The sequence below is a fragment of the Janthinobacterium sp. SUN128 genome (assembly GCF_030587275.1).
Lineage (GTDB): Bacteria > Pseudomonadota > Gammaproteobacteria > Burkholderiales > Burkholderiaceae_D > Janthinobacterium > Janthinobacterium lividum.
The window spans coordinates 54,080-75,904 of sequence record NZ_JAPWHY010000008.1; the positions used below are offsets into that span (position 1 = coordinate 54,080).

At 63.2% G+C, this 21,825-nt stretch carries 24 protein-coding genes; 8 read left to right on the forward strand and 16 right to left on the reverse strand.

Annotation, left to right across the window (positions count from 1 at the left end; genetic code table 11):
• Positions 1–134 precede the first annotated feature (134 nt).
• The 5 genes from gatA to O3297_RS28250 all read left to right on the forward strand — a co-directional run bounded on the left by gatA (position 135) and on the right by O3297_RS28250 (position 6,083).
• Positions 135–1,619, forward strand: a complete 1,485-nt coding sequence (gatA, locus tag O3297_RS28230) for an Asp-tRNA(Asn)/Glu-tRNA(Gln) amidotransferase subunit GatA (RefSeq protein ID WP_305051211.1) — start codon at positions 135–137, stop codon at positions 1,617–1,619.
• Between the two features lie 37 nt (positions 1,620–1,656).
• Positions 1,657–3,132: an Asp-tRNA(Asn)/Glu-tRNA(Gln) amidotransferase subunit GatB gene (gene gatB / locus O3297_RS28235; RefSeq protein ID WP_305051235.1), complete on the forward strand. Its 1,476-nt coding sequence runs from the start codon at positions 1,657–1,659 to the stop codon at positions 3,130–3,132.
• A gap of 190 nt (positions 3,133–3,322) precedes the next feature.
• Positions 3,323–3,706: a BlaI/MecI/CopY family transcriptional regulator gene (locus O3297_RS28240; protein WP_070254345.1), complete on the forward strand. Its 384-nt coding sequence runs from the start codon at positions 3,323–3,325 to the stop codon at positions 3,704–3,706.
• Between the two features lie 8 nt (positions 3,707–3,714).
• Complete coding sequence (locus O3297_RS28245; RefSeq protein WP_305051213.1) at positions 3,715–4,950, forward strand: M56 family metallopeptidase; 1,236 nt, start codon at positions 3,715–3,717, stop codon at positions 4,948–4,950.
• Between the two features lie 95 nt (positions 4,951–5,045).
• Positions 5,046–6,083 (forward strand): oxidoreductase, encoded by a 1,038-nt coding sequence (locus O3297_RS28250; RefSeq protein WP_305051214.1) that lies wholly within the window; start codon positions 5,046–5,048, stop codon positions 6,081–6,083.
• A 6-nt stretch (positions 6,084–6,089) separates the two neighbouring features.
• Here the strand turns inward: O3297_RS28250 and O3297_RS28255 are convergent, their stop codons facing one another.
• The 5 genes from O3297_RS28255 to O3297_RS28275 form a co-directional block, all read right to left on the reverse strand.
• Positions 6,090–6,371: a hypothetical protein gene (locus O3297_RS28255; protein ID WP_305051215.1), complete on the reverse strand. Its 282-nt coding sequence runs from the start codon at positions 6,369–6,371 to the stop codon at positions 6,090–6,092.
• 47 nt (positions 6,372–6,418) lie between these two features.
• Positions 6,419–6,883, reverse strand: a complete 465-nt coding sequence (locus O3297_RS28260; RefSeq protein ID WP_305051216.1) for a carboxypeptidase-like regulatory domain-containing protein — start codon at positions 6,881–6,883, stop codon at positions 6,419–6,421.
• 59 nt (positions 6,884–6,942) lie between these two features.
• Positions 6,943–7,134, reverse strand: a complete 192-nt coding sequence (locus O3297_RS28265) for a YqaE/Pmp3 family membrane protein (protein ID WP_034749384.1) — start codon at positions 7,132–7,134, stop codon at positions 6,943–6,945.
• 95 nt (positions 7,135–7,229) lie between these two features.
• Entirely contained in the window at positions 7,230–8,096 is an 867-nt protein-coding gene (locus tag O3297_RS28270) for an alpha/beta fold hydrolase (RefSeq protein ID WP_305051217.1), read from the reverse strand.
• Positions 8,097–8,117: 21 nt separating this feature from the next.
• The gene (locus tag O3297_RS28275; protein ID WP_034749390.1) at positions 8,118–9,011 is read right to left on the reverse strand and encodes a LysR substrate-binding domain-containing protein; all 894 of its coding nucleotides are present in this window, start codon (positions 9,009–9,011) and stop codon (positions 8,118–8,120) included.
• Positions 9,012–9,136: 125 nt separating this feature from the next.
• On the opposite strand from O3297_RS28275, the gene O3297_RS28280 reads away from it, so the two are divergent.
• Both O3297_RS28280 and O3297_RS28285 read left to right on the forward strand, forming a co-directional pair.
• Positions 9,137–9,880, forward strand: coding sequence for a sulfite exporter TauE/SafE family protein (locus O3297_RS28280; protein WP_176374667.1), 744 nt, complete (start codon positions 9,137–9,139; stop codon positions 9,878–9,880).
• Positions 9,868–10,122, forward strand: coding sequence for a GNAT family N-acetyltransferase (locus tag O3297_RS28285; protein ID WP_305051220.1), 255 nt, complete (start codon positions 9,868–9,870; stop codon positions 10,120–10,122). The genes O3297_RS28280 and O3297_RS28285 overlap by 13 nt, the downstream gene beginning before the upstream one ends.
• Here O3297_RS28285 and pyrE read toward each other — a convergent pair.
• On the reverse strand, positions 10,119–10,781 hold the full coding sequence (gene pyrE / locus O3297_RS28290; RefSeq protein ID WP_071079536.1) for an orotate phosphoribosyltransferase: 663 nt from the start codon (positions 10,779–10,781) through the stop codon (positions 10,119–10,121). The two genes, O3297_RS28285 and pyrE, sit on opposite strands and share 4 nt — an antisense overlap.
• Before the next feature lie 108 nt (positions 10,782–10,889).
• Here pyrE and O3297_RS28295 point away from each other — a divergent pair, with 108 nt between their 5' ends.
• Positions 10,890–11,666 (forward strand): exodeoxyribonuclease III, encoded by a 777-nt coding sequence (locus O3297_RS28295; RefSeq protein WP_034784687.1) that lies wholly within the window; start codon positions 10,890–10,892, stop codon positions 11,664–11,666.
• Between the two features lie 112 nt (positions 11,667–11,778).
• Here O3297_RS28295 and O3297_RS28300 read toward each other — a convergent pair whose 3' ends face one another.
• The 10 genes from O3297_RS28300 to gshA form a co-directional block, all read right to left on the reverse strand.
• A complete protein-coding gene (locus O3297_RS28300; protein WP_070254355.1) occupies positions 11,779–12,681 on the reverse strand; it encodes a pseudouridine synthase in 903 nt (300 codons plus the stop codon).
• 1 nt (position 12,682) lies between these two features.
• A complete protein-coding gene (locus O3297_RS28305) occupies positions 12,683–13,585 on the reverse strand; it encodes a M48 family metallopeptidase (protein ID WP_070278329.1) in 903 nt (300 codons plus the stop codon).
• Entirely contained in the window at positions 13,566–14,825 is a 1,260-nt protein-coding gene (locus O3297_RS28310) for an AmpG family muropeptide MFS transporter (RefSeq protein WP_070278331.1), read from the reverse strand. Before O3297_RS28310 ends, O3297_RS28305 begins: the two co-directional genes overlap by 20 nt.
• Positions 14,825–15,436 (reverse strand): methionine biosynthesis protein MetW, encoded by a 612-nt coding sequence (metW, locus tag O3297_RS28315; RefSeq protein WP_034784683.1) that lies wholly within the window; start codon positions 15,434–15,436, stop codon positions 14,825–14,827. The genes O3297_RS28310 and metW overlap by 1 nt, the downstream gene beginning before the upstream one ends.
• Complete coding sequence (locus O3297_RS28320; RefSeq protein WP_071653281.1) at positions 15,433–16,632, reverse strand: homoserine O-acetyltransferase; 1,200 nt, start codon at positions 16,630–16,632, stop codon at positions 15,433–15,435. Before O3297_RS28320 ends, metW begins: the two co-directional genes overlap by 4 nt.
• A 135-nt stretch (positions 16,633–16,767) precedes the next feature.
• Positions 16,768–18,510: a phosphoenolpyruvate--protein phosphotransferase gene (ptsP, locus tag O3297_RS28325; protein WP_034785303.1), complete on the reverse strand. Its 1,743-nt coding sequence runs from the start codon at positions 18,508–18,510 to the stop codon at positions 16,768–16,770.
• 44 nt (positions 18,511–18,554) lie between these two features.
• The gene (locus tag O3297_RS28330) at positions 18,555–18,824 is read right to left on the reverse strand and encodes an HPr family phosphocarrier protein (protein ID WP_070254359.1); all 270 of its coding nucleotides are present in this window, start codon (positions 18,822–18,824) and stop codon (positions 18,555–18,557) included.
• A 92-nt stretch (positions 18,825–18,916) separates the two neighbouring features.
• On the reverse strand, positions 18,917–19,321 hold the full coding sequence (locus O3297_RS28335) for a PTS sugar transporter subunit IIA (RefSeq protein ID WP_035824452.1): 405 nt from the start codon (positions 19,319–19,321) through the stop codon (positions 18,917–18,919).
• A 14-nt stretch (positions 19,322–19,335) separates the two neighbouring features.
• Positions 19,336–20,292, reverse strand: a complete 957-nt coding sequence (gene gshB, locus O3297_RS28340) for a glutathione synthase (RefSeq protein WP_070278335.1) — start codon at positions 20,290–20,292, stop codon at positions 19,336–19,338.
• A 97-nt stretch (positions 20,293–20,389) separates the two neighbouring features.
• Positions 20,390–21,688 (reverse strand): glutamate--cysteine ligase, encoded by a 1,299-nt coding sequence (gene gshA / locus O3297_RS28345; RefSeq protein ID WP_070254361.1) that lies wholly within the window; start codon positions 21,686–21,688, stop codon positions 20,390–20,392.
• Positions 21,689–21,825: the final 137 nt, after the last annotated feature.

Here is a 21,825-nt window from a genome sequence, read left to right on the forward strand (position 1 = left end):
CGATGCTCACTGTGCTAAAGCACAGCTCCGCTTCTCGGCCACAACTCACTTCCGCTCGCTACGCTTCTGTCAGGCGCTAGAACGGCGCAGTGCACGAATCCCAACCTTGCCGAATAGATAAAAATAGAAACGCCATGCATACAAAATCCATCAAACAGCTGTCCACGCTCTTGCAGAACAAGGAAATTTCCGCCGTTGCGCTGGCGACGCATTTCCTCGACCGCATCGAAGCGGACAACTCGAACGCCTTTTTGCACGTCGACCGTGCCCTGACCCTGGCGCAAGCTGCCGAAGCGGACGCACGCATCGCCGCAGGGACGGCCACGCCATTGACGGGCGTGCCGATCGCGCACAAGGACTTGTTCGTCACCAAAGGCTGGCGCACGACGGCCGGCTCGAAAATGCTGGCCGACTATGCCAGCCCGTTTGACGCCACCGTGGTGGAGAAATTCCGCGCGGCCGGCATGGTCACCCTGGGCAAGGTCAATTGCGATGAATTTGCCATGGGCTCCGGCAACGAGAACTCGGCCTTCGGCGCCGTGCGGAATCCGTGGGACAAGAATGCCGTACCAGGCGGCTCGTCGGGCGGCTCGGCGGCCGCCGTCGCGGCTGGCCTGACGCCGGCAGCCACCGGCACCGACACGGGCGGCTCGATCCGCCAGCCTGCCGCTTTTTGCGGCATCACCGGCATCAAGCCGACGTATGGCCGCGTCTCGCGCTTCGGCATGATCGCCTTTGCCTCGTCGCTGGACCAGGGCGGCCCGATGGCCCGCTCGGCCGAAGACTGCGCCCTGCTCTTGAGCGCCATGGCCGGCTTCGACGAACGCGACTCGACCAGCCTGTCGCCGGAACAGGGCGGCGTGGCGGAAGATTTTTCGCGCGATCTTGACCAGCCCCTCACGGGCTTACGCATCGGCGTGCCGCGCGAGTACTTTGGCGAAGGCTTGGCCAAGGACGTGGAAGCGGCCGTGCGCGGCGCGCTGGCGCAGTATGAAAAGCTGGGCGCCACCCTGGTCGATATCTCGCTGCCGAACACGGCCCTGTCGATTCCCGCCTACTACATGATCGCGCCGGCCGAAGCGTCGTCGAACCTGTCGCGCTACGACGGCGTGCGCTATGGCCACCGCGCCACCGAGTACAAGGACTTGCAGGACATGTACAAGAAGTCGCGCGCGCAGGGCTTCGGCCCGGAAGTACAGCGCCGCATCATGGTCGGCACCTATGTGCTGTGCCACGGCTACTACGACGCCTACTACCTGAAGGCGCAAAAGATCCGCCGCCTGATCGCGCAGGATTTCGACGCCGTGCTGAATGGCCCGAACGCCGTCTGCGACGTCATCATGGGACCGGTCGCGCCGACCGTCGCCTGGGACCTGGGCGACAAGACGGATGACCCGGTGGCGAACTACTTGGCCGACATCTACACCCTGTCGACCAGCCTGGCCGGCCTGCCCGGCATGTCGATTCCATGCGGCTTTGGCGACGGCGAGAAAAACAGCAAGCGCCCCGTCGGACTGCAAATCATCGGCAATTACTTCGGCGAAGCCAAACTGCTGAACGTGGCGCACCAGTTCCAGCAAGTGACGGACTGGCATACGCGCAGCCCTGCAGGCATTTAAGAAAAAATTCGCGCCGCCCAGGCGGCGCCACCAAAAAATAAGCGAGAACACTATGCAATGGGAAGTCGTCATCGGTCTTGAGAACCACGTGCAGCTCACGACCGAATCCAAAATTTTCAGCGGTTCGCCGATCAAGTACGGCGCCGAAGCCAACACGCAAGCGAGCCCAGTCGACCTGGCGCTGCCAGGCGTGCTGCCGGTGATGAACAAGCAGGCCGTCGACCGCGCGATCCGCTTCGGCCTGGCCGTCGGCGCCACCGTCGCGCCGCACTCGGTCTTCGCGCGCAAAAACTATTTTTATCCGGATTCGCCGAAGGGCTACCAGATCAGCCAATTCGAAGACCCCGTCGTCATCGGCGGCGCCCTGACCTTCGGCTATGAAAAGGATGGCGAATTCGTCACCAAGACGGTCAACCTGACGCGCGCCCACCTGGAAGAAGACGCCGGCAAATCGCTGCACGAAGATTACGCAGGCATGAGCGGCATCGACTTGAACCGCGCCGGCACGCCGCTGCTGGAAATCGTCTCGGAACCGGAAATCCGCAGCGCCTCCGAAGCCGTGGCCTACGCCAAGGCGCTGCACTCGCTGGTCATGTGGTTGGGCGTGTGCGACGGCAACATGCAGGAAGGCTCGTTCCGCTGCGACGTCAACGTTTCCGTGCGCCCCGTCGGCCAGAAGGAATTCGGCACCCGCTGCGAAATCAAGAACCTGAACTCCTTCCGCTTCATCGAGGAAGCCGTGCACGTGGAAGTGCGCCGCCAGATCGAACTGATCGAAGATGGCGGCAAGGTCGTGCAGGCGACGCGCCTGTATGATCCGGACCGCAAGGAAACGCGCGAAATGCGCAGCAAGGAAGACGCCCAGGATTACCGCTATTTCCCGGATCCTGACCTGCCGCCACTGGTCATCTCGCAAGCGTGGATCGACACCGTCAAGGCCTCGATGCCGGAACTGCCGGCCGCCATGCGCGCCCGCTTCATCAGCGAATACGCGCTGCCGGACTACGATGCGCTGGTGCTGACGCAATCAAAAGCCATGGCCACCTATTTCGTCGCCGTGGTCGACAAGGCTGGCAAGGAAAACGCCAAGGCCGCCGCCAACTGGCTGATGGGCGACGTGTCGTCGACCCTGAACCGCGAAGGCGTGGACCTGGACGATGCCCCCGTCTCCGCCGCGCAGCTGGCCGCCATGCTCAAGCGCATCGCCGACGGCACGATCTCGAACAAGGCGGCGAAGGAAGTCTTCGCCGGCATGTGGGAAGCGAAGTCCAGCGACGAGCACCTGGTCGACGCCATCATCGACGCCAAGGGTCTGAAGCAGATCTCGGATTCGGGCGCGCTGGAAGCCATCGTCGATGAAGTACTGGCGGCCAACGCCAAGTCGGTGGAGCAATACCGCGCCGGCAAGGAAGCGGCCATCAACGCGCTGATCGGCCAGGCAATGAAGGCGTCCAAGGGCAAGGCCAACCCGGCCCAGCTGACGGAACTGCTGAAGGCCAAGCTGGCGGGCTAACTCTCCCCCATCCCCAAAAAAGACGCTGCGGCGTCTTTTTTTTCGCCTGTACGCATCGTTTATAAACAGCCTTGTCTAGACTTTTCCTTCGCCCTGAAGGGCATTTGCAGACCGCCTCAAATTAAAGTATACATTTTTGTCTACAAGGTTTAATCTAGCCATATTGAATTTCAGGCAAGAGGAAAACAGCATGGCCAAGACGCACGACATCCCGAAACCGACGGCAGCCGAACTCGATCTGCTGCAGGCACTGTGGCCGCTGGGCGCCGCCACGGCCAAGCAGGTGCACGAGGCGATGGCGCTGGCCAAGCCTGCCATCACGTATGGCACCGTGTTGCGCCTGATGCAGATCATGCACGGCAAGGGCTTGCTGATCCGCGACGCAAGCCAGCGTTCGCACGTGTATGCGCCGGCCCAGGCGCAGGACAGCCTGCAGACGAATCTGCTCAAGGAATTGATGCAGAAAGCCTTTGCCGGTTCGGCCAAGGCACTGGTGCTGGCGGCGCTGCGCACGGGCGTGTCGCGCGCTGAACGCGAAGAAATCGAAAAAATGCTCAAGGACGATCAGTCATAAACGGCTTCGTGCCGGCGCTAGGCTGGACCCTGCTGCACTTCCTGTGGCAAGGCTTGCTGATCGGCTGCGCCACGGCGCTGGCGTGGGCGGCCCTGCGCAATGCGCGTCCGGAGGCGCGCTACGCCGTCGGTTGCGGCGCCCTGCTGGCCTGCCTGGCATGGCCGGCGGCGGGCTTGTATCTGCGCCTGGCCGGCGGCGATGCCACGGGCGCCCCGTACTCCAGCGCCTTGCTGCCGGCCGCCCTGCTGGCGCCCGACAGCCTGCCCGACCTGGACTTGCTGCTGCGCGCCATCGTCGGCGTGTGGGCCCTGTGCGCCGCCGTGCTGGCCGTGCGCATGGCGCTGGGTATGCTGTGGATAGAGCGCAGCGCCAGGAACACCGGCGCCATGCATGGACAACTGCAGACAAGGCTGTCACGCATGGCCCAGGATGCCGGCGTGACGCGGCCCGTGCGGCTGCGCGTGCTCGACGGCATCGCCAGCCCGCTGGCGGCCGGCATCTGGCGCCCCATGGTGCTGGTGCCCGCTTCGCTGGTCACCGGCATGCCGCCGCACCTGCTCGACGCGCTGCTGGCGCACGAACTGGCGCACATCCGGCGCCACGACTATCTGATCAACCTGCTGCAAAACGCCATCGAGGCGCTGCTGTTCTTCCACCCGGCCGTCTGGTGGATTTCACGCGGCGCGCGCCTCGAACGCGAACACATTGCAGATGATTTCGCAGCAAGACAACTGGGCGAACCGCGGCGTCTGGCTCTTGCACTCTCGGAACTGGAACGTCTCCAGTTCTCAACCCACCACCTGGCCCAGGCGGCCAACGGAGGAGATCTTATGTCACGTATCAAACGATTGCTGCGCCCCGCACCACAAACCCTGAACTGGAAAGCGGCCATACCGCTGCTGGCCCTGGCCGGCGCCTGCCTCGGCATCTACGGCCAGGCCGTCGCCGCCGACAGCGCGCCCGTGCTGGAACGCCGCCCCGTCATCGACTTTGGCGTCTGCAGCAAGCCGGTCTGGCCAGCCGCATCGCTGCAGGCGAAGGAAGAGGGCACGGTCAACATGTCCTTCGACGTGAATGCAACCGGCAAGGTAACGGGATCGAGCGTGGTCAAAAGCAGCGGCCATCCGGCCCTCGACGAGGCGGCGCGCAGCGGCATCGCCAAGTGCACGTTCAAGCCGGCCCTCGCTGGCGGCAAGCCGGTCAGCGCCAGCGTCAAGGTGCAATACGTCTGGAGCCTGAACTAAAAGCAGCGGCGGCGGCGTTGCAACATCGCAGCAGCGCTGCCGCCGCCCGCTTGCGGGTATGATCATGGATTCTTCCACGCACCTGTGAACACGCCATGAACAAGATCAAAACCGGCCTGGTGGGCTACGGCTTTGCCGGCTCCACCTTCCACGCGCCTGTGCTCTCCACCATCGAAGCCCTGGAACTGACGGCCGTCGCTTCCAGCAAGCCGGAGCTCGTACACAAGGATTGGCCGCACGCGACCGTGTATGCGGAGCCCGCGCAACTGTTTGCCGATCCGTCCATCGAACTGGTCGTCATCGCCGCGCCCAACGAAACGCATTTCAGCCTGGCGCAAGCGGCCCTGCAAGCGGGCAAGCACGTGGTGGTCGACAAGCCATTCACCATTTCCAGCACCGAAGCACAGAGCCTGATCGCGCTGGCAAAAGAGCGCAAGCTCGTGCTCAGCGTGTATCACAACCGCCGCTGGGATGGCGACTTCCTGACCCTGAAAGCGCTGCTGGCACAGGGCACCCTGGGGCGTATCGCCAGCGTCGAATCGCATTTCGACCGCTTCCGTCCCGAGATCCGCCAGCGCTGGCGCGAGTCCGGCGCGCCGGGAGGCGGTTTGCTGTACGACCTGGGCCCGCACATGCTGGACCAGGCCATGCAGCTGTTTGGCCAGCCGGAAAAGCTGTACGCTGATATCGTCCTGCAGCGCGATGGCGCGCAAGCCGTCGACTACATGCACATCGTCCTGTACTACGACCGGCTGCGCGTGGTGCTGCAGGCGGGCTGCCTGGTAAAGGCGCCGACGGCGCGCTTCGCCGTGCATGGCGACAAGGGCAGTTTCGTGAAATTTGGCCTCGACCCGCAGGAAGACGCCCTGAAGGCGGGCGGCAGGCCGGGCCAGCCCGGCTGGGGCGTGGACCCCGTGCGCGGCGCGCTGCACCTGGGCACGCAGCCGGACGGACATGTCGAACACCTCGAGATGCAGGCGGGCCGCTACCAGGACTTTTACCAGGGCATGGCCGACGCCATCCGCCACGGCGCACCGGCGCCCGTGGCAGCCGAAGATGCGGCAGCGACGATACGCCTGATCGAACTGGCGCTGCAAAGCGCGGCCGAAGGGCGCGTGCTCGCAGTCAGTTGATCGACGTCAGTTGATAACGAAGGCCAGCACCACGGCGCCCAGCGCCAGCAGGGCCAGGCCGCAAAGGAACAGCAGTTCGCCCCACCATTCGTGGCGCAAGCGCGACTGGCCGGGGCGCAGCGACATGAACGAGAGCACGGCGCTGACGAGAAAGACGATGGCATCGATGGCCAGCAGCTTGTCGATGGCCACGCGCACCTCGCCGCGCGGTGCCAGGTGCCCGATCGACAGCACCGTCATGCACACGCCGACCATCGTCGCCGACGTGGGCAGGATATGGGCAGACAAACCGCGCGCCGACGAGTCCCGTTCAGGTGCCTTGCCGTCGCCCGGCATCAAGGCCGGCCCTGGTTCGTTCCCGCCGGCCAGACCAGTTCCACGCGCGCGGACGATCCCGCCTTGACCTGCACAGTGCGTTCCAGTGCCTTGCCTGCCAGCGTGGCGCGCAGGCTGTAGCTGCCTGGCGGCAGCTTTGCCAGCAGGAACGGTCCGCTGGCCGTCGTTTCCAGCGCCACGCCACCCTTGGCGTCGCGTATCTCCAGCTTCACGTCGGAGGCAAATTCCGCCTTGCCCGCCGCCTGCACGGAAAACACGAGACTCAGGGGCCAATGCCGGCTGGCGCTCTGGATGGCCGTCGATTCATCGAGGCCGATGCCGCCGCTCAGGTATTCCACCGCCCCGCTTTTCTGCACGGGCGGCAGTGCGCTGTCGGTTTGGGCCTGAGCCGCACTTCCCAGCAACAGCCCGGCGGCCAGCATTACCGCCGCCAGGTTCAAGGTACCGCGTCTGTCTGGTGCCATCTCACTCTCCTCATGTCGGTTGAATCAAGATAGGAAGCGCAGCTTAGGCCAGTCTTAGGTTAGCGCCGGCGCATGGCCTCGGCGATCTTCTGGTCCGTCTTGTACTGGCTCAGCGCATATACGGCCCAGATCGTCGCTGGCAGCCAGCCGATCAAGGTGATTTGCAGGATCAGGCAAATGATGCCGGCGATCGGACGGCCGATCGTGAAAAAGGTCAGCCACGGGAGTAACAGGGCAATCAGCAAGCGCATCGTTCGTTCCTTGAGTATTCCCCTGTACCGCGGGGACCGGGCCGGCATGCGCCGGCGGTGAATTCAGTCGAACCGATTATAACGATACCGGCGCCTCACGGCGCTACGGGTGCCAGCAGTTTCTCCATCCAGGCCAGGATGGCGGCAAAGATCACGTCGCGGTTCACTTCATTGAAATTCTCGTGGTAGTTGGCCGGATAGTAGTGATAGTCGAGCAGGCCATCGGGCACGCTGCGCAGCATGCTCTCCGTGGCACGGCTGTCGGCCAGCTTGTCGTCGCCCGCCACCACGGCGAACAGGGGGAAGCGCCAGTCCGACAAGCCGCCCGCCAGTTCCTTTTGCGCCGACGTCAACGCATGGGCGAAGCGCACCGACGCCGCACTGGCGCGTATGCCGTCGCGCTCGTCCTGGAAATGGCGCGCGGTGATGGTTTGATCGTGCGTCAGCAGCATGGTCAAATTTCCTAGCGGCACCTTCATCATGGGGAAGCGCTGCGCCAGCCAGCCCGACAGCATCTGCAGCACCTTCGGCACGGGAATCGCATTCACGTAATACGGCGATGAGATGATGAAGCCTTTGATCGCCGGGTCGCCCGCGAAGCGCCGCAGCCCCAGGTGCGTGGCGATCAGGCCGCCCATGGAATGGCCCATGACGAATACCGGCAAGCCCGGATACGCCTGCTTGACCCAGGCGAGGAACAGCTCCGCGTCGTCGAGGAAGGCATCGAACGAAGGGATATCGACCTTGCGCTTGCCATCGTGGCCCACCATGTCGAAGCTGACGGTGGCGAAGCCGTGCTGGCGGAAATACAGCGCCGGCGTGACGTAATCGCCCGCATGCGCCATGCCGCCGTGGATCGCCAGGATCACTGCACGTGGCTGCTCCGGCTGCCAGATGTGGATCGGCCGCTCGACCTGGTCGCTGCACAGCAGGCTGGCCATCTTGTCTTCTGAAAAACGCATCGCTGCTCCTGTCATGCCCTGTCACGCCTTCAGATGATCGATCAACTGGCGCGCATACAGGGGTAATTCACTGAACTGGCGCACGCAGATTGTCAGATTGCGTACCGACCAGGGATCGGATAATTCAAGGCAGCGCAGCGCCATCGTCTGCTGGCAGCGGCTGGCAGCAGCCAGCGGCACCACGCTGATGCCCACGCCGCTGGCCACCATGCGGCAGACGGCATCGAAACTGCGCAGGCGCACGCGCACCTTCAACGGACGCCCCAGGCGCGCGGCATGCATGCCCAGGTACTGCTGCATCGCGCTGTCGTCGGCCAGGCCGATGAAATCGTGATCCAGCACGCTGGCGAAGTCGACGACGCCATCCTGGCCGAGCGCGCGGTGGTGCACGCCGTCGGCCGCGGCGATGACCACCAGCCGGTCGGGGCGGAACAAGAACGTCTGCAAGCCGCGCATGTCGACCGAGTCGGACACGATGCCCATGTCGGCCAGCCCTTCCGAGACAGCCTTGACGATATCGTAACTGAGGCGCTCTTCCAGGTCGATGGTCAGGTTCGGATGGCGGTCGAGAAAAGCGCCGAGCGCCTCGGGCAAGAACTCGCTGAGCGCGGCCGTATTGCACAGCAGCCGCAACTGCCCTTTCAAGCCGCGCGCAAATTCGCCAAGCTCGCCGCGCATTTTCTCCATTTGCAGCAGCACCAGGCGCGCATGATGCAGCAAGGTCTGGCCCACGGGCGTCGGCTCCACACCACGCCGCCCGCGCAGCAGCAGGGGCATGCCCAGCATCTCTTCCATGCCGCGCACGCGCGCACTGCTGGAGGCCAATGCGAGATGGCTGCGCGCGGCGCCCGCCGTCAGGCTGCCGGCCTCCACCACGTTGACAAACAGCTGCAAATCGACCAGATCAAAGCGCATGGCGGCTCTCCTTTTCGCCATCTTATCAGCCTTCGCATTTTACTTAGGCTGACTCAAAATAATCCACCTTGGCGAAATCCCCGGGCAAGCGCAGAATCCACGCAAAATCACTCTGGATAAAAAAGATGGAGACGTCATTTCTGCTGGCTGTCGGCGCCAGCTTCCTCGTCGCTGGCTTCGTCAAGGGCGTAGTCGGACTGGGCTTGCCGACGGTGGCCATGGGCACGCTCAGCCTTGTCATGCCACCCGTGCAGGCGGCTGCCCTGCTGATCGTGCCATCGATGGTGACGAACGTCTGGCAACTGGCGGTGGGTCCCGGCCTGCGCGCCCTGCTGCGCCGTTTGTGGCCCATGCTGGCGGCCGTCATGGCGGGCACCCTGGCGGGCGGCGCCCTGCTGCCGACCGACAGCGGGACCTGGGCCGTCGTCGCGCTGGGCGTGGCGCTGATGCTGTACGCGCTGGCCGGCCTGTTCTCGCTGCAGTTGCGCGTACCGGCCCGACACGAAGCGTGGCTGGGGCCCGTCGCGGGCGCGGCGACAGGGCTGGTGACGGCCGCCACGGGCGTGTTCGTCATCCCCGCCGTGCCATATCTGCAGGGACTGGGGCTGGCGCGCGATGCACTGGTGCAGGCGCTGGGCCTGGCGTTTACGGCATCGACCGTGGCGCTGGCGGCCAGCCTGGCCCTGCACGGCGACTTCAGCCTGGGCGCGGCGGGCGCCTCCGCGTATGCGCTGCTGCCGGCGCTGGCCGGCATGCTGGCCGGTCAATGGCTGCGCGGACGCATCGCGCAGCAGGTATTCAAACGGTGTTTTTTTGCCGGGCTGTTCGCCCTGGGCTTGCATGCGGCGCTCAAGCCATGGCTGGCGTGATGCAGATAGACTGGCAAGGGGACAGCGCGCTGTGCGCGTGGATCGACGGCCAGCAGGTGGCCATGCTCGACATCAGCAAGTGCGGGGATGGGGTGACGGTGAACATGCTGTTCGTGAAGCCGCCATTCCGGCGGCGCGGCATCGGCGGCGCGCTGCTGCGGCGGCTATTGCAATGCCATCCGCAAGCTGCCACCGCCTGCAGCGACCCGCGGCTGCGGGCGCTGCTGGACAAGACTATTTAAATGCCATACTTGGCGCGGTAGGCGGAAACAGCCTCTTTATGTTTCAGCAGTTCCGGATCGGCGCCCGCGCCATTCAGGTAGCCGAACAAGTCGTCCAGATTGCCGATCGAGATGACGGGAATGCCGTACTGTTTCGACACTTCCTGCACCGCCGAACTTGGCGACAGCTGGCCGTCCGGGCCGGAACGCTCCATGCGGTCCAGGGCGATCAGCACGGCGCATGGCTCGGCGCCGGCGGCGCGGATCATGTCCACCGATTCGCGCACCGAGGTACCGGCCGAGATCACATCGTCAATGATGACAACCTTGCCATGCAGCTTGGCGCCGACGATGGTGCCGCCTTCGCCATGGTCCTTGGCTTCCTTGCGGTTGAAGGCGAACGAAGTGTTGCGGCCCTTGCCAGCCAGCGCCACGGCGGTGGCCGACGCCAGGGTGATGCCCTTGTAGGCGGGGCCGAACAGCATGTCGAATTCCACGCCCGAGTCCAGCAGGGTCTGCGCGTAGAACTGCGCCAGCTCGGCCAGGGTGGCGCCGTCGTGGAACAGGCCCGCATTGAAGAAGTACGGCGACTGGCGTCCGGCCTTGGTGGTGAACTCGCCAAACCGCAAGACTCCCTTGGATACTGAAAACGCGATAAACTGCTGGCGTAAATTATTCACATTAGCCTCATTTTTTAAAAGTGCCTGTATTTTAATCCGCGCGCACCGGCGAGACAATCGCCATGCCGCGCCCGCCGGCCCCGTCCAGCGCCCTTTCACTCTCGACCTATGCCAAAAATTATCTCCGCCAACCTGAACGGCATCCGTTCCGCCGCCAAAAAAGGCTTTTTCAACTGGATGGGCACGCAGACGGCCGATTTCATCTGCGTGCAGGAATTGAAGGCGCAACTGCCCGACATGACGCCGGAATTCCTCAACCCGCACGGCTACCATGGCCATTTCCACTACGCCGAGAAAAAGGGCTATTCCGGCACAGGCGTGTACAGCAAGGTCGAACCGGACGCCGTGCATATCGGCTTCGGCAGCCCCGAATTCGATGCCGAAGGCCGCTATGTGCGCTGTGATTTTGGCAACCTGTCCGTCATTTCCGTGTACTGCCCGTCCGGCTCGTCCGGCCCGGAACGCCAGGAAGCCAAGTTCCGCTTCATGGAACTGTTCCTGCCGCACCTGCTGGCATTGAAGGCGCTGGGCCGCGAAGTGGTCATCTGCGGCGACTGGAACATCGCCCACCATGAAATCGACCTGAAAAACTGGAAGGGCAACAAGAAGAATTCCGGCTTCCTGCCCGAGGAACGCGCATGGCTGACGCGCGTCTTCGACGAAGTGGGCTTTGTCGACGTACACCGCGGCCTGGACAAGCGCGAAGACCAGTACACCTGGTGGAGCAACCGGGGACAAGCCTACGCGAAGAACGTGGGCTGGCGCATCGACTACCACGTCGCCACGCCCGGCATCGCGGCCCAGGCGCATACGGTCAGCGTCTACAAGGACGAGCGTTTTTCCGACCATGCGCCGCTGATCATCGATTACACGCTCAAGAGCTGATCTTTGACACGTCGCGGGTGGTGTCGGCTTACGCCTGATCTGCCGTAGGTCGGATTAGGTCCGCAGGACCGTAATCCGACAACATTGTTGGCTGTGTCCTTGGTGGTGTGGGTTACGCGAGCACGCGCCGGCTTTCGAAATGGCGCATCTCGCCCGTCAACGGGTCGGCAAATTCGATGGCCCGCGCCAGCAGCTGCAAGGGCTGCGACATATCGTCTTCCTTGCACGGCAGAGCCACCGGGTAAAACGCATCGTTGACGATGGGGATGCCCAGCGAGGCCAGGTGCACGCGCAATTGATGCTTGCGGCCAGTGTGCGGCTGCAGCCGGTACAGGTTGACGTCGCCGCGCTCCTCGATCACATCGATGATGGTTTCCGAATTCGGCTCGCCTGCTTCCTCGCGCATGAGGAAAAACTGCGCGCCTTCGACCATGCGGCTGCGGTAGGCAAATGGAAAATCGCGGCCATCGAGGCGCGGCGCCAGCGCCTCGTACGTCTTGCGCACTTCGCGGCGCTGGAACAGCGATTGATACGCGCCGCGGCTGGCGATCTGGCGCGAAAAAATCACCACGCCAGCCGTCTCGCGGTCGAGTCGATGGATCGGCGTCAGCTCGGCGCAGTCCAGCTTTTTCTTCAGGCGCGTCAGCAGGGTCTCCTGCACGAAACGCCCGGCCGGCGTCATGGGCAGGAAGTGCGGCTTGTCGACCACGATCAAATGCTCGTCCTGGAACAGGATCTCTTCCTGGAAGGGGATCGGCGTTTCGCGCTCCAGCTCGCGGTAGTAAAAAATGCGCATGCCGCGCCGGTATGCGCTGTCGGGCGCCAGCACGGCGCCGTCACCGTTGACCACTTCGCCGCGCGCCATGCGGTCCCGCCATTGCGCGGCGCTGATCTGCGGATAGCGCTCGAGCAGAAACGCCAGCATGTCGGGCCACTGCCCTTCCGGCAGCCACAGGTAGCTGGGCGCCACACCGTCGCGCATGGGCAAGGGTGCGGCGGTGTGGCGGTTCGACATCCTAGCGCTGCGCGATGGCGTTGCTGCGGTATGGCGGCAAGGCGTCCACGCTGACGCCCTTGCTGCGCGCGTACAGGGGCAGCACTTGCGTCATGTGGCTGTTCATCTGCGAGATGCGGTCCTTGCCCGACGGGTGGGTCGAGAGGAATTCCGGCGGCGCGCCCGCGCTCACGGCCGCCATCTTCTGCCACAGCACCACGCCGGCGCGCGGATCGAAGCCGGCGCGCGCGGCCAGGTCCATGCCGATCAGGTCCGCTTCGCGTTCATCGTCGCGCGAGAATTTCAGCATCACACCCTTGGCCGCCATATTCGTGGCGGTACTGGTCAGATTCGGGTCGACGCCGAGCCAGGCCGACAGGCCGGCGCCGGCCAGCTTGGCGCCGACGGCGGCCAGGTTGCCCTTGCCGGCCTGCGCCTGCGAGTGTTCGCGCAAGGCGTGCGAGATTTCATGGCCCATGACGACGGCCACTTCATCGTCGGTCAGGTTCAGCTTGGTGATGATGCCGCTGTAAAAGGCGATCTGCCCGCCCGGCATGCAAAAGGCGTTGACCTCGTCCGAGTTGAGCAGGTTGATCTGCCAGTTCCAGCTGGCCGCCGCCTCGTTCCAGCGCGTGGCGAACGGGATGATGCGCTGGGCGATGGCGCGCAGGCGTTTCACCTGCGGATCGCTGTCCGGCACCAGCGCATTTTTTTCCTTCGCTTCGTTGACCAGCTGCGTATATTGCTGCTTCGACTGTGCATTGAAATCGGCGCCGCCGGCAAAGATGCGCGAGGTCGACAAAGGACGAACCTTGATGCCATCCTGCACTGTCGCCTGCTGGGCGGAGACGGACAGGGGCGCCAGCGCGGTGGCCGCGCACAGGCTGGCCAGGACGGTGTAACGTTTAAGGGATATTGGTGCCATTGGCAGACCTCCATGGAGCGATTTTAGGCAGCATCATCATGGCCGGGAAGGCCAGGAAGAAGCAAACGATGAAAAACGAGAACCAGCCCAGCTCGGCGACGAGGAAGCCCACCGAGGCATTGATCAGGGTGCGCGGCACGGCGCTCAGGCTGGAAAACAGCGCATATTGCGTGGCCGTGTAGCGCGGGTCCGTCGTGCGCGACAGGAACGCGACAAAGGCGGCTGCACCCAGGCCCAGGCTGGCGAAAGCTTCGAAGCCGATCACGGCGCTCAATAGCATGGTGTTCGGCCCCACCTGCGCCAGCCAGGCGAATCCGAGGATGGCGATGGCCTGCAGCGCGCCAAACACCCACAGGCCCCGGTTGATGCCCAGCTTGAGCATCCAGATGCCGCCCACCACGCCGCCGGCCAGGCTGGCCCAGAAACCCGTGGTATTGGCAGCCAGGCCGATCTGCGTCATGGAAAAACCCAGGTCCAGATAAAACTTCGTCGCCAGCGCCGTGGCCATGCTGTCGCCGATTTTGTAGAGTAATACGAAGGCGAGGATCCACATTGCGTTACGCCAACCATCGCGCGCGATGAATTCCTGGAACGGCAAGATGATCGCTTCGCGCATGGTCTTCGGCGGCGAGCCGTACACGGTCGGCTCCCTGATCAGCAAGGTGCACACGAGGCCTGGCAGCATGAAGGCGGCCGTGATCCAGAAAACGGGCTGCCACGGCATGCGGTCGGCCAGGATCAGCGACAGCGCACCCGGCACCATGCCCGCCACTTTATACGCGTTGACGATGACGGCGGCGCCCAGGCCCTGCTCGTTATCGCTGAGGATTTCGCGCCGGTAGGCGTCGATAACGATATCCTGGCTGGCCGACAGGAAGGCCACGCCGCCGGCGGCGGCCGCGATCAGGCCGATCTGCGTGAGCGGATCGAGCATGCCCATGCCGCCGATGGAAAAGAACAGCGCCACCTGCGTCAGGGCCATCCAGCCGCGCCGGCGTCCCAGTCCCAGGATGCGGTAGCGGTCCATCAGGGGCGCCCACAGGAATTTCCAGATGTACGGGAACTGCACCAGGGCGAACAGCCCCAGCGCCTTGACATTCAAGCCCGACTTGGCCAGCCATGCCTGCAGCAGGTACAGCAGGATGAACAGGGGCAAGCCGGAACTGAAGCCCAGCACCAGCACGGCCAGCATGCGGCCATTGGCATAGGAACGCCAGCCTGGTGCCGGGCTTGTGGTCATCAATGCACCGCTTTTTTACGCAGGCGGAAGACGGCCAGGTCGCCGCGCAGGTTCGGCAGCACGGAGACCATCTTGCCTTCGGCCAGGGCCACGCATTCGATCACTTCCAGGCCGCATTCCTCGGCCAGTTCACGGAAGTCATTGATGGTTGCGCAGCGTACGTTGGGCGTGTCATACCACTGGTAAGGCAGCGATTTCGACACGGGCATGCGGCCCTTGAGCAGCGCCACGCGGTGCGGCCAGTAGGCGAAGTTGGGGAACGAGACGATGGCCTCGGCGCCCACGCGCACGATGTCGCGCAGCAGCGGCTCGACCTGCTTCATCATCTGCAAGGACGACAGGCACAGCACCGTATCGAAGCTGTTGTCGCCAAAGATGGCCAGGCCCTTCTCCATGTCTTGCTGGATCACGTTGACGCCGCGCACGGTACTGGCCAGTACCTTGTCATCGGCGATCTCGATGCCGTAGCCGCTGCATTCCTTGTCGCTTTGCAGATACTGCAGCATCACGCCTTCGCCGCAGCCCACGTCCAGCACATGCGCGTTGTTCGGCACCCAGTGGGCGATGAAGGCCAGGTCGGGGCGCAGCGCGCTCAATTCGTCAAAAGTCATGCGGTCTCCTTCGCGCCCTGGCGGACGGCGGTGTGCTGTGCAGGAGCGGGCAAGCCCGCCCCGATGTCGTTCCATACCTGGCCATAATAGGCGCGCACCATGTTCATGTAGCGCGCATCCTCCAGCAGGAAGGCGTCGTGGCCGTGCGGCGCATCGATTTCCGCATACGTGACCTGGCGGCGGTTGCATACGAGCGCTTCGACAATCTCCCTGCTGCGCTCGGGCGAAAAGCGCCAGTCGGTGGAAAACGAGGCGAGGAAGAACTTGGCCTTCGTGCCCGACAGGGCCTTGGCCAGGTCGCCGCCATGCGCACGCGCCGGATCGAAATAATCGAGCGCCTTGGTGATCAAGAGATACGTGTTGGCGTCGAAGTATTCGGAAAACTTGTCGCCCTGGTAGCGCAGATACGATTCGATCTCGAAGTCGATGCCGAAGCCGAACTTGTAGTCGCCCGTCTGCGCCGCGTCGCGCAGCTTGCGGCCGAATTTCTCGGCCATGTCATCGTTCGACAGATACGTGATGTGGCCCACCATGCGCGCCACGCGCAAGCCGTTCTTCGGCACCACGCCATGGGCATAGAAATCGCCGCCATGGTAATCGGGATCGGACAGGATGGCCTGGCGCGCCACGTCATTGAAGGCGATATTCTGCGCCGACAGCTTGGCCGTCGAGGCGATTACCACGCAGTGGCGCAGGCGCTCGGGGAACATGATGCTCCACGCCAGCGCCTGCATGCCGCCCAGGGATCCCCCCATCACGGCGGCAAACTGCCTGACGCCCAGTTCATCGGCCAGGCGCGCCTGCGCGCTGACCCAGTCTTCCACGGTGACGACGGGGAAGGAGGCGCCATACGGCTTGCCGGTGGCGGGATTGGTGTGCATGGGGCCCGTCGAACCGAAGCAGGAACCCAGGTTGTTGACGCCGATGACGAAGAATTTGTTGGTATCGAGCGGCTTGCCGGGACCAACCATATTGTCCCACCAGCCCGTGCTTTTCGGTTCGTCCGCGTAGACGCCGGCCACGTGGTGCGAGGCGTTCAGGGCGTGGCAGACCAGCACCGCGTTCGATTTGTCGGCGTTCAGGGTGCCGTAGGTTTCATACATCAACATATAGTCTTGCAGCGATGCTCCGCTTTGCAGCTGCAAGGGTTGCGCAAAATACATGGTTTGCGGCGAAACGATTCCAATGGATGACATGTGTGTCGGTTTATAAAAGGAGGTTGGCCCCACGGGCCATAGTCGATGCAGCACCGCGATGATAGGTGCTGCAACTTTAGCATCAGGACACATCTTGCCGCGCGCGATGTGTCCTGATGCCGATAGGGTGACAGTTTACATGAGCTGCAACTGTTGTACGGCTTCCGCGATCACATTTGGTTCCATGGAACGCATAATTTTGCGCATTTGTGGCGCAATCAGGCCCAGGTCGCTGTTGAGGATCTCTTGCTTGACCGCCAATAGTTGCGCCGGATGCATGGAAAACTCGCGCAGTCCCATGCCCAGCAGCAAGCGCGTGAGCTTCACGTCGCCCGCCATTTCGCCGCAGACGGCCACGTCGATGCCCGCCTTGTGGCCGGCGGCGATCGTCATGGAGATCAGTTGCAGCACGGCCGGGTGCAGCGGATTGTACAAATGCGCCACCTCATAATCGACGCGGTCGATGGCCAGCGTGTACTGGATCAAGTCATTCGTGCCGATCGACAGGAAATCCATGCGTTTGACAAACATGGGCAGGGCCAGCGCCGCGGCCGGGATCTCGATCATGGCACCCACTTCGACCTCGTCGTCGAACTTGACGCCCTCCTCGCGCAGGCTGGCCTTCGCCTGCGCGATCATGGCCAGCGACTGGTCGATCTCGAACGCATGCGCCAGCATGGGAATCAGGATGCGCACCTTGCCGAAGGCGGAGGCGCGCAGAATGGCCCGCAGCTGCGTCAGGAACAGTTGCGGCTCGGCCAGGCAGTAACGGATGGCGCGCAAGCCCAGGGCGGGATTCAATGCCGTATGGTCGGCCTGGTCGAGCGGCTTGTCGGCGCCGATGTCCAAGGTGCGGATCGTCACCACGCGTCCCTTCATCGACTGCACCGTGTTGCGGTAAGCTTCGAACTGCTCGTCCTCGGTGGGTATCTTGTGGGCGCGGCCCATGAACAGGAATTCGGAGCGGAACAGGCCCACGCCGCTGGCGCCCGATTCCAGCGCAAACGGGCAATCCTCGGGCAACTCGATATTCGCCAGCAGGGTGATGGGCGTGCCGCATTTGGTCACGGCCGGCGTCTTTTTCAGCTTGCCCAGCTTTTTGCGCGCGCGCTGCATGGCCGTCTGGCGCTCGCGGTACTGTTCCAGCACCAGGGCGCTGGGGTTGGCGATGACGACGCCGGCATCGCCGTCGATGATTAGCCAGTCGTCCTGCTCGATCAGCATCGACGCCTGCGACATGCCGACGGCGGCCGGGATATCCAGGCTGCGCGCGACGATGGCCGTGTGCGAGTTCTGCCCGCCCACGTCGGTGATGAAGCCGATGAAGGAACGGTCGCGGAACTGCAGCATGTCGGCCGGCGAGATATCGTGCGCGACGACGATCATCTGCGCCATCAATTCATCTTCGGCGGCCGCCTTGGGCAACAGCTGCTCGGTGCCCAGCAAGACTTTCAGCACGCGTTCGGCCACCTGCTGGATGTCGGCCTTGCGTTCGCGCAGGTACGGGTCTTCGATTTCGTCGAACTGGGCCGACAATTCATCGATCTGCGTGAGCAGCGCCCATTCGGCGTTGTAGTGGCGCTTGCGGATGATGTCGAGCGGCGCTTCGGAAATCATCGGATCGGACAGGATCAGCGCGTGCACGTCGATGAAGGCACCCAGTTCCGTGGGCGCATCCTTGGGCAGCTCGTTCCACAGGGTTTGCAGTTCCTTGTGGACGGTGGCGATGGCGCTTTGCAGGCGCTGGACTTCCGCTTCGATCTGTTCCTGGGCGACCAGGTAATGTTTGACGTCAAGGGCGGCCGGCGCCAGCAGATGCGCGCGGCCAATGGCGATGCCGCGGGAGACCGGGATGCCGTGGAGCGTGAAAGATGCCATGGGGTGACCTGTCGGAATGCGGCTGCGGCTGCGTTCGGCGGGCATTACTCGCCTTCGCCAAACCTGTCATTAATCAGGGCGGTGAGCGCATCGACACATGCCAGCTCATCATCACCCTCGGCTTCCAGGGTCACTTTCGCGCCCTTGCCGGCGGCCAGCATCATCACGCCCATGATGGACTTGGCGTTGATGCGGCGCGCGTTGCGGGTCAGCCAGACGTCGCTCTTGAACTTGGCGGCGAGCTGGGTAAATTTGGCGGAAGCGCGTGCGTGCAATCCCAGCTTGTTGATGATTTCGAGTTCTTTTTGAATCATTTTTGTATGGTCTCTATCCCTGAATGCACTACGCTGATGACAATCTTGGCCTATAAAACCCGCCGCCTTCAGGGCGGCGGCCATGTACTTCCTTATTCGCCCACGCGGATGCGGTTATCGACGCGCACGGCGCCGCTTTGCGCACCGGCCAGCGCCATCTCCACCACCACGTCGAGCGTGTCGCGGCGATACGTGATGGCGCGCAGCAGCATCGGCAGGCTGATGCCGGCGATGACTTCCACCCGACCCGCATCGGCCAGCTTGTTGCAGCAGTTCGACGGCGTGCCGCCCTTCACGTCGGTAATCACCAGCACGCCGGAGCCGTCATCGAGGCGGCAGATGGCGTCCGACGCCAGCTTCTGCACTTCCGCCAGGTCCTGGTCGGCGACGACGTCGATGGCTTCAAAACGTTCCGTTGGCCCGCGAAACACATGCGCGCAAGCGGCGATGAATGCCTGTCCCAGCGGTGCATGTGTCATGAGCAAAATCCCTACCATAGCCATTCCACTTTCTAGCGCTGCTGTGTTTGCGCAACGCCATGCTCGACGGCGTCGACAAACATGGCAGCCACGTCAAAACCCGTCTGCTGCATGATTTCCTGGAAGCAGGTCGGGCTGGTGACATTGACTTCCGTCAGATAGTCGCCGATCACGTCCAATCCTACCAGCATCAGGCCGCGCGCGGCCAGGATCGGACCCAGCTTTTCAGCGATTTCCAGGTCGCGCGCCGTCAATGGCTGCGCTACGCCCGTGCCGCCGGCGGCCAGGTTGCCCCGCACTTCGCCCGCCTGCGGGATGCGCGCCAGCGAAAATGGCACCGGCTTGCCGCCGATGACGAGGATGCGCTTGTCGCCCTTGTCGATATCGGGGATAAACCGCTGCGCCATGATGGTTTGCGCGCCGTTCTCGCTCAGGGTCTCGATGATGGCGCCCAGGTTCAGGCCATCGGCCTTGACGCGGAAGATGCCCGTGCCGCCCATGCCGTCGAGCGGCTTGAAGATGACGTCCTGGTGCTTGGCGTGGAAGGCGCGCAGGCGCGCTTCGTTCGACGTCACCAGGGTCGGCGAGGTGAATTCGGAAAACTGGGCGATGGCCAGTTTTTCATTGTTGTCGCGGATGGCGGACGGCTTGTTGAAGACGCAGGCGCCCTGCTTTTCCGCCAGCTCCAGCAGATACGTGCCGTACACGTATTCCATGTCGAACGGCGGATCCTTGCGCTCGATGATGGCGTCCAGGGCCGACAGGCGCACTTCCTCGGTGGAGACCACCTTGTACCAGTCGTGTTCGTCGCCCGTCAGCTCGATGTGCTGTACCCGTGCCGTGACGATGCCCTCTTCCAGCGCCATGTCCTTTTGTTCGAAGGCGTACACGGCGTGGCCGCGTCTGGCCGCCTCGCGCATCATGGCGAAAGTGGAATCTTTGTAAGTCTTGAAGCCTGCCAGCGGGTCGGCAAGGAATGCAATTTTCATGGTGCGTCCAATCGGGGAGCCTGGATAAGGAATGCTTGATTCTAGCCGAGATCGCCAGGCGCGGTAGTCGGCGCGCCCGGCAAGCCTCCGCGATGGATCAATACACCTCGGGATTCGGGTCCGTGCGCTCCATTTCCAGCGACGCGGCCAGCAAGGCCAGGCGCGCCACCACGCCATACACATAGAAGCGGTTCGGCGCGGCCGTGCCCGGCTTGGCCTTCAAGTCCGGCACGGCATGCTGCTGGGCAAATGCCAGCGGCACGTACTGCGAACCGGGCGCGTTCAGGTTCTGGTCCACGCCACGCTCAGCATGTACGCGGTAGAAACCGCCCACCACGTAGCGGTCGATCATGTAGACGACCGGTTCGGCCACGGCATCCTTGATGCTTTCAAAGGTCGGCACGCCTTCCTGGATGATCACGTCGGTGACCACTTTGCCATCCTTGACGATGGACATCTTGTCACGCTGCTTGCGCGACAGGTCGCGCACTTCGCTGGCGTCGCGCACCGTCATGATGCCCGTGCCATACGTGCCCGCATCGGGCTTGACGATGACGAAAGGCTTTTCCTTGATGCCGTATTCCTTGTATTTCTTGCGGATCTTGGCCAGCAGCACGTCGACGCTGGCGGCCAGCGCATCTTCGCCCTCGCCTTCCTGGAAGTTGACGTCGCTGCACTTGGCGTGGAAGGGGTTGAGCATCCACGGATCGACATCGATCATCTTGCCGAATTTTTTCACCACTTCATCGTAAGCCGTGTAGTGGTTGCTCTTGCGGCGCAGGGCCCAGCCCGCGTGCAAGGGCGGCAACAGGCTTTGCTCATGAATATTTTGCAAGATATCGGGGATGCCGTCTGACAAGTCGTTATTCAGCAGAATCGTGCACGGGTCGAAATCTTTCAAGCCCAGGCGGCGGCCATTGTTCAGACGCACAAGCGGCTCGATGACGAGCATGTTGCCATCTGGCAACGCCAAGGGTGTCGGCTGGGTGATGTCGGGCGACCAGGAGCCGAAACGCACGTGCAGCCCCGTCTGGCGGAATATCTGCATCAGGCGCGCCACGTTCTGCAGATACTGCGGCGTAGTGTTGTGCAATTCCGGCACGATCAGCAGATTGCGGGCGTCCGGGCAATACTTGTCGATGGCGGCCATGGCCGCCTGCACGGACAAGGGCAGCATTTCCGTGGCCAGGTTATGGAAACCGCCTGGGAACAGATTGGTATCGACGGGCGCCAGCTTGTAGCCGGCGTTACGCAAGTCTACCGAGCAATAGAAGGGTGGCGTGTGTTCTTGCCACTCCATGCGAAACCAGCGCTCAATGGCCGGCGTCGCGGCCAGAATCTTTTTTTCGAGGTCGAGCAGCGGTCCGGTCAGGGCCGTGACGAGATGGGGAACCATAGTTACATCCTTAAATTATGTGCAGTATTCAAAAAAGCACACAGAACTGCCGACTATATTACCGTGTAAGTACCCCAAATCGGGGCAAAAGCCTTGTTTTAAAGACCTTTTACATTCCCACAACGAAAAAAAGGCAC

Bases quoted from the DNA above. Each gene is read 5' to 3' on its own strand.
- gatA (WP_305051211.1), top strand. From the start codon at position 135: ATGCATACAAAATCCATCAAACAGCTGTCCACGCTCTTGCAGAACAAG.
- O3297_RS28240 (WP_070254345.1), top strand. From the start codon at position 3,323: ATGGCCAAGACGCACGACATCCCGAAACCGACGGCAGCCGAACTCGAT.
- O3297_RS28250 (WP_305051214.1), top strand. From the start codon at position 5,046: ATGAACAAGATCAAAACCGGCCTGGTGGGCTACGGCTTTGCCGGCTCC.
- O3297_RS28260 (WP_305051216.1), bottom strand. From the start codon at position 6,883: ATGGCACCAGACAGACGCGGTACCTTGAACCTGGCGGCGGTAATGCTG.
- O3297_RS28265 (WP_034749384.1), bottom strand. From the start codon at position 7,134: ATGCGCTTGCTGATTGCCCTGTTACTCCCGTGGCTGACCTTTTTCACG.
- O3297_RS28270 (WP_305051217.1), bottom strand. From the start codon at position 8,096: ATGCGTTTTTCAGAAGACAAGATGGCCAGCCTGCTGTGCAGCGACCAG.
- O3297_RS28275 (WP_034749390.1), bottom strand. From the start codon at position 9,011: ATGCGCTTTGATCTGGTCGATTTGCAGCTGTTTGTCAACGTGGTGGAG.
- O3297_RS28280 (WP_176374667.1), top strand. From the start codon at position 9,137: ATGGAGACGTCATTTCTGCTGGCTGTCGGCGCCAGCTTCCTCGTCGCT.
- O3297_RS28285 (WP_305051220.1), top strand. From the start codon at position 9,868: ATGGCTGGCGTGATGCAGATAGACTGGCAAGGGGACAGCGCGCTGTGC.
- O3297_RS28295 (WP_034784687.1), top strand. From the start codon at position 10,890: ATGCCAAAAATTATCTCCGCCAACCTGAACGGCATCCGTTCCGCCGCC.
- O3297_RS28300 (WP_070254355.1), bottom strand. From the start codon at position 12,681: ATGTCGAACCGCCACACCGCCGCACCCTTGCCCATGCGCGACGGTGTG.
- O3297_RS28305 (WP_070278329.1), bottom strand. From the start codon at position 13,585: ATGGCACCAATATCCCTTAAACGTTACACCGTCCTGGCCAGCCTGTGC.
- O3297_RS28310 (WP_070278331.1), bottom strand. From the start codon at position 14,825: ATGACCACAAGCCCGGCACCAGGCTGGCGTTCCTATGCCAATGGCCGC.
- metW (WP_034784683.1), bottom strand. From the start codon at position 15,436: ATGACTTTTGACGAATTGAGCGCGCTGCGCCCCGACCTGGCCTTCATC.
- O3297_RS28320 (WP_071653281.1), bottom strand. From the start codon at position 16,632: ATGTCATCCATTGGAATCGTTTCGCCGCAAACCATGTATTTTGCGCAA.
- ptsP (WP_034785303.1), bottom strand. From the start codon at position 18,510: ATGGCATCTTTCACGCTCCACGGCATCCCGGTCTCCCGCGGCATCGCC.
- O3297_RS28330 (WP_070254359.1), bottom strand. From the start codon at position 18,824: ATGATTCAAAAAGAACTCGAAATCATCAACAAGCTGGGATTGCACGCA.
- O3297_RS28335 (WP_035824452.1), bottom strand. From the start codon at position 19,321: ATGGTAGGGATTTTGCTCATGACACATGCACCGCTGGGACAGGCATTC.
- gshB (WP_070278335.1), bottom strand. From the start codon at position 20,292: ATGAAAATTGCATTCCTTGCCGACCCGCTGGCAGGCTTCAAGACTTAC.
- gshA (WP_070254361.1), bottom strand. From the start codon at position 21,688: ATGGTTCCCCATCTCGTCACGGCCCTGACCGGACCGCTGCTCGACCTC.